Origin of the sequence: Staphylococcus ureilyticus, assembly GCF_025558845.1 — a bacterium.
Classification (GTDB): Bacteria; Bacillota; Bacilli; order Staphylococcales; family Staphylococcaceae; genus Staphylococcus; species Staphylococcus ureilyticus.
In genome coordinates, this window is record NZ_CP094825.1 from 959,241 (window position 1) to 977,853 (window position 18,613).

General features: G+C 33.4%; 17 protein-coding genes. All 17 read left to right on the forward strand.

Annotated elements, in window-relative coordinates; translation table 11 throughout:
• Positions 1 to 7 precede the first annotated feature (7 nt).
• Positions 8 to 778: a ribonuclease HII gene (gene rnhB, locus MUA21_RS04660; protein ID WP_262561973.1), complete on the forward strand. Its 771-nt coding sequence runs from the start codon at positions 8 to 10 to the stop codon at positions 776 to 778.
• Positions 779 to 885: 107 nt separating this feature from the next.
• Positions 886 to 2,052 (forward strand): ADP-forming succinate--CoA ligase subunit beta, encoded by a 1,167-nt coding sequence (sucC, locus tag MUA21_RS04665; RefSeq protein ID WP_107525978.1) that lies wholly within the window; start codon positions 886 to 888, stop codon positions 2,050 to 2,052.
• A gap of 21 nt (positions 2,053 to 2,073) precedes the next feature.
• Entirely contained in the window at positions 2,074 to 2,979 is a 906-nt protein-coding gene (gene sucD / locus MUA21_RS04670) for a succinate--CoA ligase subunit alpha (RefSeq protein WP_046208646.1), read from the forward strand.
• A gap of 226 nt (positions 2,980 to 3,205) precedes the next feature.
• A complete protein-coding gene (gene dprA, locus MUA21_RS04675) occupies positions 3,206 to 4,078 on the forward strand; it encodes a DNA-processing protein DprA (RefSeq protein ID WP_192947687.1) in 873 nt (290 codons plus the stop codon).
• A gap of 192 nt (positions 4,079 to 4,270) precedes the next feature.
• Complete coding sequence (topA, locus tag MUA21_RS04680) at positions 4,271 to 6,337, forward strand: type I DNA topoisomerase (RefSeq protein WP_107525976.1); 2,067 nt, start codon at positions 4,271 to 4,273, stop codon at positions 6,335 to 6,337.
• Between the two features lie 146 nt (positions 6,338 to 6,483).
• A complete protein-coding gene (trmFO, locus tag MUA21_RS04685; protein WP_262561974.1) occupies positions 6,484 to 7,791 on the forward strand; it encodes an FADH(2)-oxidizing methylenetetrahydrofolate--tRNA-(uracil(54)-C(5))-methyltransferase TrmFO in 1,308 nt (435 codons plus the stop codon).
• A 119-nt stretch (positions 7,792 to 7,910) separates the two neighbouring features.
• Positions 7,911 to 8,801, forward strand: coding sequence for a tyrosine recombinase XerC (gene xerC / locus MUA21_RS04690; protein WP_046208642.1), 891 nt, complete (start codon positions 7,911 to 7,913; stop codon positions 8,799 to 8,801).
• A gap of 3 nt (positions 8,802 to 8,804) precedes the next feature.
• Positions 8,805 to 9,347, forward strand: a complete 543-nt coding sequence (hslV, locus tag MUA21_RS04695; RefSeq protein ID WP_046208641.1) for an ATP-dependent protease subunit HslV — start codon at positions 8,805 to 8,807, stop codon at positions 9,345 to 9,347.
• Between the two features lie 113 nt (positions 9,348 to 9,460).
• Positions 9,461 to 10,873 carry an ATP-dependent protease ATPase subunit HslU gene (hslU, locus tag MUA21_RS04700; RefSeq protein ID WP_073342285.1) on the forward strand — a complete coding sequence of 471 codons (1,413 nt, stop codon included), beginning with the start codon at positions 9,461 to 9,463 and terminating at the stop codon, positions 10,871 to 10,873.
• Between the two features lie 23 nt (positions 10,874 to 10,896).
• Positions 10,897 to 11,670: a GTP-sensing pleiotropic transcriptional regulator CodY gene (codY, locus tag MUA21_RS04705; protein WP_046208639.1), complete on the forward strand. Its 774-nt coding sequence runs from the start codon at positions 10,897 to 10,899 to the stop codon at positions 11,668 to 11,670.
• Between the two features lie 369 nt (positions 11,671 to 12,039).
• The gene (rpsB, locus tag MUA21_RS04710) at positions 12,040 to 12,831 is read left to right on the forward strand and encodes a 30S ribosomal protein S2 (protein WP_040030607.1); all 792 of its coding nucleotides are present in this window, start codon (positions 12,040 to 12,042) and stop codon (positions 12,829 to 12,831) included.
• A gap of 93 nt (positions 12,832 to 12,924) precedes the next feature.
• The gene (gene tsf, locus MUA21_RS04715; protein WP_046208638.1) at positions 12,925 to 13,803 is read left to right on the forward strand and encodes a translation elongation factor Ts; all 879 of its coding nucleotides are present in this window, start codon (positions 12,925 to 12,927) and stop codon (positions 13,801 to 13,803) included.
• Positions 13,804 to 13,937: 134 nt separating this feature from the next.
• Positions 13,938 to 14,660, forward strand: a complete 723-nt coding sequence (gene pyrH, locus MUA21_RS04720) for a UMP kinase (protein ID WP_019468449.1) — start codon at positions 13,938 to 13,940, stop codon at positions 14,658 to 14,660.
• Between the two features lie 16 nt (positions 14,661 to 14,676).
• The gene (gene frr, locus MUA21_RS04725; protein WP_046208636.1) at positions 14,677 to 15,231 is read left to right on the forward strand and encodes a ribosome recycling factor; all 555 of its coding nucleotides are present in this window, start codon (positions 14,677 to 14,679) and stop codon (positions 15,229 to 15,231) included.
• Between the two features lie 226 nt (positions 15,232 to 15,457).
• Entirely contained in the window at positions 15,458 to 16,219 is a 762-nt protein-coding gene (gene uppS, locus MUA21_RS04730; RefSeq protein ID WP_070658430.1) for an undecaprenyl pyrophosphate synthase, read from the forward strand.
• A gap of 17 nt (positions 16,220 to 16,236) precedes the next feature.
• Positions 16,237 to 17,013: a phosphatidate cytidylyltransferase gene (locus tag MUA21_RS04735; RefSeq protein WP_064209034.1), complete on the forward strand. Its 777-nt coding sequence runs from the start codon at positions 16,237 to 16,239 to the stop codon at positions 17,011 to 17,013.
• Between the two features lie 306 nt (positions 17,014 to 17,319).
• Entirely contained in the window at positions 17,320 to 18,606 is a 1,287-nt protein-coding gene (gene rseP / locus MUA21_RS04740) for an RIP metalloprotease RseP (protein WP_107525974.1), read from the forward strand.
• Positions 18,607 to 18,613: the final 7 nt, after the last annotated feature.

An 18,613-nucleotide genomic window follows, 5' to 3' on the forward strand; every position in this document is an offset into this window, starting at 1 on the left:
TGAATTTATGAAGCAAACGATAAAAGATATTAAAGACCACTTAGCCACCTTACACTCAGTTAATGAAATCCAGCTTCAACCATTTTATAAAGATGACCGTAAAGGTGTCCAAAAAGCCATAGCAACACGAATCAAGCAACTAGATAAGGAACAACAATTATTAAATCAATATCAAGATATGACTTTTTATGAAAATCAAATATTAGCAAATGATGGAAATGCGGTGATTTGTGGTATCGATGAAGTAGGCAGAGGCCCACTCGCAGGACCAGTTGTTGCATGTGCGGTGATATTAAATCATGATCATCACTTTACAGGCCTTAATGATTCGAAGCAACTGACCGCCAAAAAAAGAAAAGTATTAGAGTGCCAATTATTAGATGAATTACATGCTTATGCATTCGGCTATGCCACTGTAGAAGAAATTGATAAAATCAACATTTATGAAGCGACAAAATTAGCTATGAAACGTGCGATCAACGGATTGCCTGTTCAGCCAACCCATTTACTCATTGATGCGATGACACTAGAAACAGATATCGATCAAACATCACTTGTGAAAGGTGATGCTAAAAGTGTATCAATTGCTGCAGCAAGTGTCCTAGCTAAAGAAAATAGGGACAGATATATGACACAGCTTGCACAAAAGTTTCCGGAGTATGGGTTTGAAAAAAACGTTGGTTACGGAACTCAACAACATTTAGATGCAATTAAAAATCACGGCATTTTAAATGCCCACAGAAAAACATTTCAACCAATTAAATCGCTTTATAAATAATCTAAAAATTAAAAGAATTGAAATAAGTAGTTTAAATCAGTTTACAATAGCGCTTTCATTTCCTATAATTAAATATGAACTTAACCTAAGAAACAGGAGGATGGAGAATGAATATCCACGAGTATCAAGGTAAAGCAATATTTCGTTCAATGGGCGTTGCTGTCCCAGAAGGACGTGTAGCATTTACTATTGAAGAAGCAGTTGAAAAGGCAAAAGAATTAGATTCAAATGTATATGTTGTAAAAGCGCAAATTCACGCCGGGGGTAGAGGTAATGCAGGCGGCGTTAAAATTGCAAAATCACTATCTGAAGTGGAAACATATGCGAAAGAATTATTAGGTAAAACATTAGTAACACATCAAACAGGGCCAGAAGGTAAAGAAATTAAGCGCCTTTACATAGAAGAAGGCTGCGACATTCAAAAAGAATATTATGTTGGATTTGTAATCGATCGTGCAACTGACAGAGTAACTTTGATGGCATCAGAAGAAGGCGGTACTGAAATCGAAAAGGTTGCTGCTGAGACACCTGAAAAAATCTTCAAAGAAACAATCGATCCAGTTGTTGGATTAGCGCCTTATCAAGCAAGAAGAATTGCTTTCAATATTAATATTCCTAAAGAATCAATTAATAAAGCAGCTAAATTTTTAGTATCACTTTATAATGTATTTATTGAAAAAGATTGTTCAATTGTTGAAATCAACCCACTTGTAACTACAGGTGATGGACAAGTACTTGCATTAGATGCAAAACTTAATTTTGATGATAATGCGTTATTTAAACATAAAGATATCCAAGAATTACGCGATTTAGAAGAAGAAGATCCAAAAGAAATCGAAGCTTCTAAATATGATTTATCATACATTGCATTAGATGGCGACATTGGTTGTATGGTAAATGGTGCTGGTCTTGCAATGGCGACAATGGATACAATTAATCACTTTGGTGGTAATCCAGCGAACTTCCTTGACGTAGGGGGCGGCGCAACGAAAGAAAAAGTTACTGAAGCGTTTAAAATCATATTAGGTGATGAAAACGTAAAAGGTATCTTTGTTAATATCTTTGGTGGTATTATGAAATGCGATATCATTGCTGAAGGTATTGTTGCTGCAGTTAAAGAAGTTGAACTAACTTTACCGTTAGTTGTACGTTTAGAAGGTACAAATGTTGAAAGAGGTAAAGAAATTCTGAATGAATCAGGATTAGCTATTGAACCAGCTGCAACAATGGCAGAAGGCGCACAAAAAATCGTAAAACTTGTAAAAGAAGCGTAAGGAAAGGATGGGAACGCTAAGATGAGCGTAATGATAGATAAAAATACAAAAGTAATTGTACAAGGTATCACAGGGTCTACTGCACTTTTCCATACAAAACAAATGCTTGAATATGGTACGCAAATTGTTGCAGGGGTAACTCCAGGTAAAGGTGGACAAGTAGTAGAAGGCGTACCAGTTTTCAATACTGTTGAAGAAGCTAAAGAAGAAACTGGTGCAACTGTTTCAGTAATCTATGTACCTGCTCCATTTGCAGCAGATGCTATTTTAGAATGTATTGAAGCTGAGTTAGATTTAGCTATATGTATCACGGAGCATATTCCAGTTATCGATATGGTTAAAGTAAAACGTTATTCAGAAGGCAAGAAAACACGTGTGATTGGACCAAACTGTCCAGGTGTTATTACTGCAGATGAATGTAAGATTGGTATCATGCCTGGTTATATACACAAAAAAGGCCATGTGGGCGTCGTTTCACGTTCAGGTACATTAACTTATGAAGCTGTACATCAGTTGACTGAAGAAGGCATTGGTCAAACTACTGCAGTAGGTATCGGAGGAGATCCAGTTAACGGTACTAACTTTATTGATGTATTAAAACAATTTAATGAAGATGATGAAACGAAAGCAGTTGTTATGATTGGTGAAATCGGTGGTACTGCTGAAGAAGAAGCTGCCGAATGGATTAAAGCTAACATGAATAAACCTGTTGTAGGTTTCGTTGGTGGACAAACAGCTCCTCCAGGAAAACGTATGGGTCATGCTGGCGCAATTGTTTCTGGCGGTAAAGGTACAGCAGAAGAGAAAATTAAAACACTAAACAGTTGTGGTGTGAAAACTGCTGATACACCATCAGAAATTGGCACAACATTAATTGATGCTGCAAAAGAAGCTGGTATCTATGAACAGTTACTTACTATTAAATAAAGCAATTTAATAATAGAATAGCTTGAAAATGAGCACAAACTCCTAAAATATGTTGGAGTTTGTGCTATTTTCAGTGTTTGAATTTTGTATGGTGTTGAAGTATTGTGGGGTACGTATTTAAATTTCTTCTTAAAACTAGATTACAAATACAGTCTAAATGAATTTAATTTGTAAACAAACTTTATATCGTTTTACTTTATAATTATTTTATAAAGGAGTACGATATATGAACATAGATTATTTATTTTTAAAATTGCGTTTCTCAGGATTGTCCACACAGCAAATACATCGATTGCTGAAATATAAGAATGATTTTATGTTTTACAATAAACACGAGCAGCAAGCAATATTACAACTATATTTATCAACAATTAAATCTAAAAAGAAAGATCAAATATATCAAGATTTTGTAAACAATCCCATTGATGCCATTCTTATTCAATTACATAAATGGAACATTAATTTTATTGGTATTAACCATCCATCATATCCGAAATTGCTTCGCGAAATACATGATCCTCCACTTATACTTTTTTATAAAGGAGATATCACGTTAACAACGCGTGATCAAACCCTTGCAATCGTTGGATCTAGACATGCTACTCGATATACAGGGGATGCATTGAAATTCCTTTTCCCTTCATTTAAAAAGAAAGATCTAACCATAGTCTCTGGATTAGCAGAAGGTGCAGACCAAGCAGCACATCAACATGCATTAGACAATCAAATGTCAGCGATTGCGGTGTTAGGATTTGGCCATCTTAATCATTATCCCAAATCAACGCAAAATATTAGAAATCAACTTGAGCGCACTGGCTTAGTCATAAGTGAATATTTACCATATCAAAAGCCGCTTAAACATCATTTTCCAGAAAGAAATAGATTAATTAGTGGTTTATCAAAAGGGGTTTTGATTACAGAATCTACAATTAAAAGTGGTACTTCTATTACGACTAATTGTGCATTAGAACAAAATAGAGAAGTATATGTTTTGCCAGGTTCGATGTTCAATGATATGACAATGGGGAACTTAATAAGTGCGCAAGAAGGGGCGAAAATTGTTATATCTGCGAAAGACATCATAGATGATTTTAACTAAAATTTAGATCAATGTATTTATTTGAACAATTGTTTTATAGTTGAAAAAGATATGTATAAACAGTGTCTTTTCCTTTATTTAATTCTAAATACGCCTTTGATTAAATAAATTTAAAATTAAAAACATTGACAAAAACAAAATAGACCGTTTATCATTTATCTTTGTAATTAGAAATGCAAGGGGGTAACTACTTTGGCAGAAAATTTAGTCATAGTTGAATCGCCTGCAAAAGCTAAAACCATTGAAAAATATTTAGGTAAAAAATATAAAGTTATCGCATCTATGGGGCATGTAAGAGATTTGCCAAGAAGCCAAATGGGCGTAGATGTAGAAAATGACTATGAACCCAAATATATTACTATACGCGGTAAGGGCCCTGTTGTTAAGGAATTAAAAAAACATGCTAAGAAAGCAAAAAATATATTCTTAGCAAGTGACCCCGACCGTGAAGGTGAGGCAATTGCTTGGCATTTAGCGAATATATTGAATTTAGAAGACGCTACTGAAAATAGAGTAGTATTTAATGAAATAACCAAAGATGCAGTGAAACAAAGTTTTAAACATCCTAGAGGCATAGAAATGGAACTTGTGGATGCACAACAGGCTAGAAGAATTTTAGACCGTTTAGTTGGTTATAATATTTCTCCTGTTTTATGGAAGAAAGTTAAAAAAGGACTTTCTGCTGGTCGCGTACAATCTGTCGCATTAAGATTAGTCATTGATCGTGAAAATGAAATTAGAAATTTTAAACCAGAAGAATATTGGAAAATAGAAGGAGAATTTAGATATAAAAAATCTAAATTTAGTGCTAAATTCTTACATTATAAAAACAAGCCATACAAATTAACTAATAAAAATGATGTTGAGACGATTACGTCACAGCTTGATGGGGATCAATTTGAAGTTACAAAGGTAACAAAAAAAGAAAAAACGCGTTATCCTGCCAATCCATTTACGACTTCAACACTTCAACAAGAAGCTGCAAGAAAATTGAATTTCAAAGCGCGTAAAACAATGATGCTTGCCCAACAATTATATGAAGGTATCGACTTGAAAAGACAAGGTACAGTTGGTTTAATCACTTATATGCGTACAGATTCTACTAGAATTTCTGAACAAGCTAAAAGTGAAGCCAAGGATTATATTAAAGACACTTATGGTAATGAATATACTTCGAATCGTAAATCTAAAGGTCGAGGAGATCAAGATGCACACGAAGCTATAAGACCATCAAGTACTTTACGTACACCTAGCGAAATGAAAAATTATTTAACTAGAGACCAACATAGACTGTATAAATTAATTTGGGAGCGTTTTGTAGCAAGTCAAATGGCGCCTGCTATTTTAGATACAGTAGCATTAGATTTAACACAAAATGATTTGAAATTCAGAGCAAATGGGCAAACAATTAAATTCAAAGGTTTTATGACTTTATACGTTGAAACAAAAGATGATGGAGATGAAGGTAAAGAAAATAAATTACCTAATATCAATGAAGGTGAAATGGTTACAGCAACCAATATTGAACCTTCACAACATTTCACTCAACCTCCACCACGTTATACAGAAGCAAGATTGGTAAAAACTTTAGAAGAAATGAAAATTGGTCGTCCTTCAACTTATGCACCGACAATTGATACTATACAAAAAAGGAACTATGTTAAAAATGAAAGTAAACGGTTTGTTCCTACCGAATTAGGCGAAATTGTTCATGAACAAGTAAAAGAATATTTCCCAGAAATTATAGATGTAGATTTTACAGTTAATATGGAGACATTACTCGATAAAGTTGCAGAAGGTGAAATTGCTTGGAAAAAAGTTATTTCAGATTTCTATAATAGTTTTAAGCAAGATGTTGAACGTGCAGAAGAAGAAATGGAAAAAATAGAAATTAAAGATGAACCTGCAGGAGAAGATTGTGAAGTTTGCGGTGCACCAATGGTTATAAAAATGGGTCGATATGGTAAATTTATGGCATGTTCAAACTTCCCTGATTGTAGAAACACTAAAGCAATCGTCAAAACAATTGGTGTGACTTGCCCTAAATGTAAAGAGGGCGATGTCGTTGAACGTAAGTCTAAGAAAAATCGTATCTTCTATGGTTGTTCTAAATATCCTGAATGTGATTTTGTAACTTGGGATAAACCTATTGGACGTGATTGTCCAAAATGTGAACATTATTTAGTTGAGAAAAAACAAGGACGTAAAAGTCAGGTTGTTTGCTCAAATTGTGATTACAAAGAAGAAGAACAAAAATAACAAATATATAAATTGATTATTAGAAAAGGAAACTGTATTTTTTAATAATATTTAGCAACTTACGATTCATATTTATAATGTAGAGATATGTTATTTAGCTTATAAAATAGTGTCGTAGTTGCTATTTTTTGTATAGGAGGATATATATGACTCAAATTGTCAATGTTGTAGGGGCTGGCTTAGCTGGCTCAGAAGCCGCTTATCAATTAGCGCAAAGAGGCATTCATGTAAATTTAATTGAAATGAGGCCAGTTAAACAAACGCCGGCACATCATACAGATAAATTTGCTGAATTAGTTTGTTCCAACTCATTACGTGGCAATGCGCTTACGAATGCCGTGGGTGTATTGAAAGAAGAAATGCGTCGAATGGATTCATTGGTTATAACTGCAGCAGACAAAGCGCGTGTTCCTGCTGGTGGTGCGTTAGCTGTAGATAGACATGATTTTGCAGGGTATATTACTGAAACATTGAAAAACCATCCGAATGTAACTGTAATTAATGAAGAAATTAACACTATACCTGATGGATATACAATCATTGCTACTGGTCCATTAACAACAGATCAATTAGCTCAAGAAATTGTTGACGCAACAGGTAAAGATCAACTATATTTTTATGATGCTGCAGCACCGATTATTGAAAAAGATAGTATTGATATGAATAAAGTTTATTTAAAGTCACGTTATGATAAAGGTGAAGCTGCTTATTTAAATTGTCCGATGACGGAAAAAGAGTTTAACAGATTTTATGATGCTTTATTAGAAGCAGAGGTCGCACCAGTGAATGAATTTGAAAAAGAAAAATATTTCGAAGGTTGTATGCCATTTGAAGTAATGGCAGCACGTGGACGTAAAACGTTATTGTTTGGTCCGATGAAACCAGTTGGCTTAGAAGATCCCAAGACTGGCGAAATACCATATGCAGTTGTACAGTTACGTCAAGACGATGCTGCTGGTACTTTGTATAATTTAGTAGGGTTTCAAACACATCTAAAGTGGGGTGCACAAAAAGAAATACTTAGATTGATACCAGGTTTAGAGAATGTTGAAATTGTTCGATACGGTGTCATGCATAGAAACACATTTATTAACTCCCCTGATGTACTCACTGAAACTTATGAATTAAAAGGAAGAGAATCTCTTCATTTTGCTGGTCAAATGACTGGTGTAGAAGGTTATGTAGAAAGTGCAGCAAGCGGCTTGATTGCTGGTATCAACGTAGCTCATAAAGTTGAAAATAAAGGAAGGGTTATTTTCCCTAGAGAAACGATGCTGGGTAGCATGGCTTATTATATTGCTCATGCGAAAAATGAAAAAAACTTCCAGCCGATGAATGCCAATTTCGGTTTGCTACCGGATTTAGATGAAAAAATTAAAGATAAAAAAATAAGAAATGAACAACTTGCGCATAGAGCTTTGACATATTTGGACAACTTTAAAGAAACATTATGATGTTAATATAGTGAAATATTGATTCAGAAAATTAAAAAAAGTTTTTCTCAATTTAATAGTTATGTTTCGCAGTTCCCTCTATCGATATGCTACAATTTATATCGATGGAGGGGTTTTTATTGGAAGAAATCCAACAAGCTTATTTATACATGCTTAAAGTAGAACGACATTTTTCTGAACATACATTGAAATCATATCATGATGATTTAGAGCAATTTAATGATTTTTTAAATCAAGAGCATTTAAGCTTAGCTAATTTTGAATATAAAGATGCTAGAAATTACCTAAGTTTTTTATATTCAAAAAACTTGAAAAGAACATCGGTTTCTCGTAAAATTTCTACGCTGAGAAGTTTTTATGAGTATTGGATGGTACAAGACGAAAGTGTCATAAATCCATTTATACAATTAGTTCATCCGAAAAAAGAACAATATTTACCGCACTTTTTTTATGAAGAAGAAATGGAAGCATTATTTAAAACAGTAGATAAAGATTTAAAAAAAGGATTAAGAGATCGTGTTATTTTGGAGCTTTTATATGCTACTGGTATCAGGGTATCAGAGTTAGTAAATATCAAAGAGCAAGATTTGGATATGAATTTACCAGGTGTTAAAGTTTTAGGTAAGGGTGGTAAAGAAAGGTTTATCCCTTTTGGTGAATTCTGTAAACAAAGCATTGAACATTACTTAGAAGCATTTAGTCCTAAAAAAGGTACCGAACACGACTATTTGTTAGTTAACATGAACGGTGCGCCTATCACTGAGCGTGGCATTCGTTATGTGTTAAATGATGTAGTGAAACGAACTGCAGGTGTAACAGATATACATCCGCATAAATTAAGACATACATTTGCTACACATATGTTAAATCAAGGCGCTGACTTAAGAACAGTGCAATCATTACTAGGACATGTCAATTTATCGACGACAGGTCGTTATACACATGTTACGAATGATCAATTAAAAAAAGTATATTTAAATGCACATCCTCGTGCAAAAAAGGAGAATTAAAATATGAGTACATCTATTCATGCGACAACTATTTACGCAGTACAACATAATGGACATTCGGCAATGGCTGGTGACGGACAAGTAACACTTGGCGAACAAGTTATTATGAAAAAAACCGCTAGAAAAGTTCGACGCTTATATAATGATAAAGTGTTAGCTGGATTCGCAGGTAGTGTGGCAGATGCTTTTACACTATTTGAAAAGTTCGAGACAAAATTACAACAGTTTAGCGGTAATTTAGAAAGAGCCGCTGTTGAGTTAGCGCAAGAATGGAGAGGCGATAAACAGTTAAGACAGCTAGAAGCGATGCTTATTGTGATGGATAAAGATTCAATACTAGTCGTAAGTGGTACTGGAGAAGTGATTGCGCCAGATGATGATTTAATTGCAATTGGATCCGGTGGCAATTATGCCTTAAGTGCAGGTAGAGCATTAAAACGTCATGCTACTGATTTAAGTGCGCGTGAGATGGCATATGAAAGTTTAAAGGTTGCCTCTGATATTTGCGTGTTTACGAATGACCAAATCGTTGTGGAAGAACTTTAAAAAAACTTATATTTTAAAATATGTTGTAATAACAAAAAGTAAAAATTTATGAAGTAAATGTATAATAAATAATGGATTTTTGAAGAAAATATAGTAACGGAGGTATTTCTCATATGGAGTCGAATGGTATTAAATTAACGCCAAAAGATATCGTTTCAAAACTTAACGAATATATAGTTGGTCAAGATGACGCTAAACGCAAGGTAGCAGTAGCATTAAGAAATAGATATAGACGAAGCCTACTTTCTGACGAAGAGAAACAAGAAATTGCACCGAAAAACATTTTAATGATTGGACCAACTGGCGTAGGGAAAACTGAAATTGCGCGACGTATGGCTAAAGTGGTTGGTGCGCCTTTTATTAAAGTAGAAGCTACGAAATTCACAGAAGTAGGTTACGTTGGGCGTGACGTTGAAAGTATGGTTAGAGACTTAGTTGATATTGCTGTTAGATTGGTAAAAGAGCAAAAGAAAGCGTTAGTTGAAGATGAAGCGCGAAGTAAAGCAAACGAAAAATTAGTTAAACTTTTAGTTCCAAGCATGAAGAAGAAAGCGAATAGCACTAACAGTAACAACCCTTTAGAATCTCTTTTTGGCGGAGCAATACCTAATTTTGGTCAAAATAATGAGGACGATGATGAAGAAACGCCAACTGAAGAAATCAAAACAAAGCGTTCTGAAATCAAACAACAATTATTAAATGGTTCACTTGAAGAAGAAAAAGTGAGATTAAAAGTCGAACAGGACCCAGGTGCTTTAGGTATGTTAGGTACAAATCAAAACCAACAAATGCAAGATATGATGAACCAACTAATGCCTAAGAAAAAAGTGGAAAGAGAAGTCCCTGTCAAAACTGCTCGAAATATTTTGACTGATGAATATGCGGATGAACTGATTGACCAAGAAACTGCCAATCAAGAGGCTATTGAGCTAGCCGAACAAATGGGAATTATTTTTATTGACGAAATAGATAAAGTGGCTACTAACAATCAAAATTCAGGTCAAGATGTTTCACGACAAGGTGTACAAAGAGATATTTTACCTATACTTGAAGGTAGCATGGTTCAAACTAAATATGGTACTGTTAATACTGAACATATGCTATTCATTGGTGCTGGTGCATTCCATGTTTCAAAACCAAGTGATTTAATACCTGAATTACAAGGTCGTTTCCCAATTCGTGTTGAATTAGAAAGCCTTTCTGTGGAAGACTTTGTAAGCATTTTAACTGAACCCAAATTATCATTGATTAAACAGTATGAAGCGCTACTCCAAACGGAACAAGTAACGGTGAATTTCACCGAAGAAGCGATTAAACGTTTGGCAGAGATTGCCTTTCAAGTTAACCAAGATACAGATAATATTGGTGCGCGTAGATTGCATACAATACTTGAAAAAATGTTAGAAGATTTATCGTTCGAAGCACCGAACATGCCACATGCCGTTGTAGATATCACACCTCAATATGTTGATGATAAGTTGAAATCAATTTCAACAAATAAAGATTTAAGTGCATTTATTTTATAATATAAATAAAAAGGAGAAGTAATATGAGCTTATTATCAAAAACAAGAGAATTAAATACACTTTTGCAAAAGCACAAAGGAATCGCTGTAGACTTTAAAGACGTCGCACAAACGATAAGTAGTGTAACAGTGACAAATGTTTTCATTGTGTCAAGAAAAGGTAAAATTTTAGGATCAAGTTTAAATGAATTGTTAAAAAATGAACGTATTATTCAAATGCTAGAAAATAGACACATACCTGTGGAATATACAGATAAATTAATGGATGTAAAAGAAACAGAATCCAATATTGGAATTGAAAGTGATCTTTCAGTTTTCCCACCTGAAAACGAAGATGTATTTAAAGATAGTAAGTCAACTATCTTTCCAATATTAGGTGGTGGAGAAAGACTAGGTACGTTAGTGCTAGGACGTGTACAAGACGACTTTTCTGAAAATGATCTTGTTTTAGGTGAGTATGCGGCTACAGTCATAGGTATGGAAATTCTGCGTGAAAAACATAATGAAGTTGAACAAGAAGCTAGAGATAAAGCTGCGATTAATATGGCAATCAATTCATTATCATACTCAGAAAGTGAAGCGATTGAACATATTTTTGAAGAATTAGGTGGTAAAGAAGGCTTGTTGATTGCTTCTAAAGTAGCTGACAGGGTTGGAATTACACGTTCTGTGATTGTTAATGCATTGCGTAAGTTAGAAAGCGCAGGAGTTATTGAATCACGTTCTTTAGGTATGAAAGGTACGTTTATTAAAGTTAAAAAAGAAAAATTCTTAGATGAATTAGATAGAATAAAATAAAATGTAGAATCGCTTTTAAATACAATTGCTATATACGCTTTTATATTATTTAGTATATCCATGCGTTATGCGTTTATTTAGTGAATATGTAAAAAATAAATACAATATCATTTTATAATGGAAAATGCTGACTATATAAAGTGTTACAGTGATATTTGAATTGATAAAAATATGGTTTGAATCTCCGCTATTATAAATGAGAAATTATAAGCTGAACTATTGCTTTATATGTATGAATATGATATATTTATTCACGGCTATTAAGCCAATACGCACATAGAGAGCGGAAGTATAAAGGGTGCGATAAATTGTTATCGTGTTTATATGAGCTTTTTATGGAGGTAAAAAACCAATAGGAGGATTTTATTTATGGCAGTAATTTCAATGAAACAATTACTAGAAGCAGGTGTTCACTTCGGTCACCAAACACGCCGTTGGAACCCAAAAATGAAAAGATACATCTTCACTGAAAGAAACGGTATCTACATTATCGACTTACAAAAAACAGTGAAGAAAGTAGAAGAAGCTTACAACTTTATAAAACAAATTTCAGAAGATGGCGGAAAAGTTTTATTTGTTGGTACGAAAAAACAAGCACAAGAATCAGTGAAAGCTGAAGCTGAACGTGCTGGTCAATTCTACGTTAACCAAAGATGGTTAGGTGGTATTTTAACTAACTATAAAACAATTTCAAAACGTATCAAACGTATTTCTGAAATTGAAAAAATGGAAGAAGATGGCTTATTCGAAGTATTACCTAAAAAAGAAGTAGTAGAACTAAGAAAAGAATATGACCGTTTAATTAAATTCTTAGGCGGAATTCGTGATATGAAATCTATGCCTCAAGCATTATTTGTAGTTGACCCTCGTAAAGAGCGCAACGCAATTGCTGAAGCACGTAAATTACACATCCCAATCGTTGGTATTGTGGATACTAACTGTGATCCAGATGAGATCGATTATGTTATCCCTGCAAACGATGATGCTATCCGTGCCGTTAAGTTATTAACAGGTAAAATGGCAGATGCAATCTTAGAAGGTCAACAAGGTGTATCAAATGAAGAAGTAGCGGCTGAACAAAACATTGATTTAAATGAATCAAAAGAAGAAGCTACTGAAGCAGAAACAACTGAAGAAAACACTTCTGTTGAATCAAACTAAGAATAATGTAAAATGGGTGATAAGATATTTAAGCTTATCACCTTTTTTTAAAATAAATATATTAAAATTCATTAAATAATGGAGGAATATGAAATGGCAATTTCAGCTAAACTTGTAAAAGAATTACGTGAAAAAACTGGCGCTGGTATGATGGACTGTAAAAAAGCGTTGACAGAAACTGATGGTGATATTGATAAAGCTATTGATTACCTACGTGAAAAAGGTATTGCGAAAGCAGCTAAAAAAGCTGACCGTATCGCTGCAGAGGGACTAGTACATGTAGAAGAAAAAGGAAATGAAGCGGCAATCGTAGAAATTAATTCAGAAACTGACTTCGTAGCACGTAACGAAGGTTTCCAAGAATTAGTGAAAGAAATTGCTACACAAGTGTTAGAGAGTAAAGCTGATACTGTTGAAGCTTTATTAGAATCTGAATTAGCTGACGGTAAAACTGTAGACCAACGCATGAAAGAAGCAATCTCTACAATCGGAGAAAAATTAAGTATCCGTCGTTTTGCTGTTAGAACAAAATCAGATAATGATGCATTTGGTTCGTATTTACACATGGGTGGACGTATCGGTGTATTAACAGTTGTTGAAGGTACTACCGATAGCGATGCTGCTAAAGATGTAGCTATGCATATTGCTGCGATTAACCCTAAATATGTTTCATCTGAACAAGTAAGTGAAGATGAAATTGCTCATGAAAAAGAAGTATTGAAACAACAAGCTTTAAATGAAGGCAAACCAGAAAAAATTGTTGAAAAAATGGTTGAAGGTCGTTTACGTAAATATTTACAAGAAATTTGTGCAGTTGACCAAAACTTTGTTAAAGATCCTGATCAAACAGTTGAAGCTTTCTTAAAATCAAAAGGTGGAAAACTAGTTGACTTCGTACGTTATGAAGTAGGCGAAGGTATGGAAAAACGTGAAGAAAACTTTGCTGACGAAGTAAAAGGACAAATGAAATAATATTTCATAGTTTGAACAAGAAAGAAGACACCTTTTTGTGCTCCGTATGAAAGACTTACTTTTATATTGGAAGTTCTACTGTGTCTTCTTTACTTGTATCAAATACATATTTTCACAATAGAGAGGATAAGACAATGGCTCAAACTTCTAAATATAAACGTGTCGTTTTAAAATTAAGTGGTGAAGCACTAGCAGGTGAAGATGGATTCGGGATAAATCCCATAATTATTAAAAGTGTTGCTCAACAAGTAGCTGAGGTAGCAAAAATGGATTGTGAAATTGCAGTGATTGTTGGCGGAGGTAATATCTGGAGAGGTAAAACTGGTAGTGATCTAGGTATGGATCGTGGTACAGCAGATTATATGGGCATGCTAGCTACTGTTATGAATGCTTTAGCACTACAAGACAGTTTGGAACAATTAGAGTGTGATACACGTGTATTAACTTCTATAGAGATGAAACAAGTTGCAGAACCTTATATTCGTCGTCGCGCAATCAGACACTTAGAGAAAAAGCGTGTTGTTATATTTGCTGCTGGCATAGGTAATCCATACTTCTCAACTGACACAACTGCAGCTTTACGTGCTGCTGAAGTTGAAGCAGATGTTATCTTAATGGGCAAAAATAATGTTGATGGTGTCTATTCTGCAGATCCTAAAAAAGATGAAAATGCAGTTAAATATGAACATTTAACACATATTCAAATGTTACAAGAAGGCTTACAAGTCATGGACTCGACAGCATCTTCTTTCTGTATGGATAACAATATCCCATTGAATGTATTCTCTATCACAGAAGAAGGAAATATTAAACGTGCTGTTATGGGTGAAAAAATAGGAACATTAATTACAAAATAATTTAGAGGTGTATAAAATGAGTGACATAATTAATGACACGAAAACAAAGATGAAAAAATCAATTGATAGTCTTTCAAGAGAGTTAGCTAATATAAGTGCTGGTAGAGCAAATTCAAACCTTTTAAACGGTGTTACTGTTGATTATTATGGAGCACCAACACCTATTCAACAACTAGCTAGTATCAATGTACCAGAAGCTCGTCTTTTAGTCATTTCACCATACGACAAAACATCAGTGGCTAATATTGAAAAAGCAATTAATGCAGCAAACTTAGGTGTAAATCCATCTAGTGATGGTGAGGTCATTCGTATAAGTGTACCTGCATTAACAGAAGAACGTCGTAAAGAGCTTGTAAAAGAAGTTAAAAAAATTGGTGAAGATTCTAAAGTTGCAGTTAGAAACGTACGCCGTGATTCGAATGACGAACTTAAAAAGCAAGAGAAAAACGGTGACATCACTGAAGATGACTTAAGAACTCAAACGAATGAAGTACAAAAAATAACTGACGATTCTATAAATGACATTGATAAATTATTAGAAGAAAAAGAACAAGATATTATGTCAGTATAAACATGGTAATTATGATATGATTTTTGTGAGTAAATACTCAATATTAAGTTGTTTGGTATTGAAAATGAAGCATATTATAAATTTATCTGAACTGTATCAAATCAGACTTTGGTACAGTTTTTTTATTTGTTTATTCATTGCGCTTATCTAGTATGATAAAATGATAGATAATTGCATTTAGAAGCTAATTTAATAAGCAGAGATGATAACGCTCGGAGGAAATACCATGTTTAAAAAGCTAAACAAGAAAAAAAACCAACCTAATGCATCCAACAATGAGTTGGATTTACATAATGTACCTAATCATATAGCAATTATTATGGATGGCAATGGACGCTGGGCTAAACAAAGAAAATTGCCTAGAATCAAAGGCCATTATCAAGGTATGCAAACGATTAAAAAAATAACTAAAGAAGCTAGTGATTTAGGTATTAAATATTTAACGTTGTATGCATTTTCAACTGAAAATTGGACAAGACCTAAAAATGAAGTCAATTATATCATGAACTTGCCGGTTAACTTTTTAAAAACCTTTTTACCTGAATTAATAGAAAATAATGTTAAAGTAGAAACGATTGGTTTTTTAAATGATTTACCAACTGCAACACTTGAAGCGATTAATAAGGCAAAAGAACAGACCAAAGCAAACACAGGATTAAAATTAATTTTTGCAATTAACTATGGTGGACGTGCTGAAATTGTCCATAGTGTAAAATCAATTTATGAAAAATTATCTTCAGAAGGCTTATCCAGTGATCATATTACAGAGCAATTGATTAACGAACATTTAATGACCCACGATTATCCTGATCCAGACCTTTTAATTAGAACCTCAGGTGAGCAACGAATTAGTAACTTTCTTATCTGGCAAGTATCTTACAGTGAATTTATATTCAATGAAAAATTTTGGCCAGATTTTGACAAAGAAGAATTAATAAACTGTATTAAAATTTATCAATCTCGTCAAAGACGTTTTGGGGGATTATAAATAGTTAGGAGAATAGTATGAAAGTTAGAACTTTAACAGCAATAATAGCACTTATTGTTTTTCTACCTGTATTGTTAAAGGGTGGCCTTGTACTAATGCTTTTTTCTTATTTATTAGCATTTATAGGTCTCAAAGAATTGTTGAATATGAATATGATAAAGTTCCTATCCATCCCAGGAATTATAAGTGCATTAGGAATATTAATTATTATGATACCGCAAGAAGCAGGTACATGGGTAAACGATTTACAATTAAAATCTTTAATAGCAATGAGTTTTATTTTACTCAGTTATACAGTACTTTCTAAAAATAGATTTAGTTTTATGGATGCTGCGTTTTGTTTAATGTCTATAGCTTATGTAGGGATAGGCTTCATGTATCTATATGAAACTAGATCAGAAGGATTACATTACATACTTTTAGCTTTCTTAATTGTGTGGTCTACAGATACTGGCGCGTATATTTTTGGTAGATTAATGGGTAAACATAAATTATGGCCTGTCATCAGTCCCAATAAAACAATTGAAGGATTTATTGGCGGCATTATTTGTAGTTTGATAGTTCCGCTTGTAATGATGATGTTTATAGATTTTGATATTGCAATATGGTTACTACTGTTATGTACGGTTATTTTAAGTATGTTTGGTCAGTTAGGAGACTTAGTAGAGTCAGGCTTTAAACGTCATTTTGGTGTGAAGGATTCTGGACGCATTTTACCTGGTCACGGTGGTATATTAGATCGATTTGATAGTTTTATGTTTGTATTACCATTATTAAACATATTCTTAATATAAGTGATTTTAAGGTAAACGAAGTGCCAATAAAATTGTATAATTGAACAATAAAAGGAGTTATGAATTTAAATGTCGATGAGAAATCATATGAAACATTTAAGTTTTTAACTCCTTTTCATAAGTTTTTAAAATATGTAAGAGATTTTAAGTGTTAAGTCATGATAATTTTTCTACTGTATAAAGTTACGTGTATCAGCTAGTATTGTTATGTTATAATTTTATAATCAAAAGCATTAAATTAGCTTATATATTATAGCAATATAAAAATAATGGAACAATCTTACGGAAAATATGAGGTGTATCAATTTGAGTTTTCTAGTGACAATTATTTCTTTTATAATCGTATTTGGTGTTCTTGTAACAGTTCATGAATACGGTCATATGTTTTTTGCAAAAAGAGCTGGCATTATGTGTCCAGAATTTGCAATTGGAATGGGGCCGAAAATTTTTAGTTTCAGAAAAAATGAAACTTTATATACCATTCGTTTATTGCCTGTTGGAGGATATGTAAGAATGGCAGGTGACGGGTTGGAGGAACCACCCGTTCAACCAGGTATGCATGTAAAGATAAAATTAAATGATAAAGATGAAATCACACATATCATTTTAGATGATCAACATAAGTTCCAACAAATTGAAGCAATGGAAGTTAAGCAATGTGATTTTAAAGAAGATTTATACATTGAAGGTGTAACTGCATATGATCAGCAAAGACATCATTATCAAATTGCTGACAAAGCCTATTTTGTTGAGAATGGTAGTTTAATTCAAATAGCTCCCAAAAACCGACAATTCACACACAAAAAGCCTTATCAAAAATTCTTAACACTGTTTGCTGGCCCATTATTTAACTTTTTACTTACATTAGTATTATTTATTGGCTTAGCTTATTATCAAGGTACACCAACAAATACAGTTGATAAAGTGGCGCAAGATAGCCCAGCAGCACACGCAGGCTTAAAAACAGGTGATACCATCGTGAAAATTGCTGACAAATCTATCAATAGTAAATCTGATATAGATCAAGTAATATCACAGGTTAAAGACAAAAAGACACAAATTAAAGTAGAACGAGATGGTAAAACAGAAACCTTGCAAGTAAAACCAAAAAAATATGAACAAAAAGTAACTAAAACACATTCAGAAACTAAATATTTGTTAGGTTATACTGCTTCTACTGAACATACAGTATTTAAACCAATTGCTGAAGGCGTAAAGCAAACAATTGTAGCTGGAAAACTGATATTTACCGCAATTTTAAGCATGATTGCGAGCATTTTCACCGGTCAATTTTCATTTGATATGTTAAATGGTCCAGTCGGTATCTATCATACGGTTGACTCTGTTGTTAAAACAGGTATTATTAATTTGATCTCTTGGACAGCATTACTAAGTGTCAATTTAGGTTTAATGAATTTATTACCAGTCCCAGCACTTGATGGCGGACGAATCTTATTTGTAATGTATGAAGCGATTTTCAGAAAGCCATTAAACAAAAAAGCAGAAACGACAATTATTGCAATTGGTGCAGTATTTGTATTAATTGTAATGGTCTTAGTGACGTGGAATGACATTCAACGTTATTTCTTATAAAAGGAGA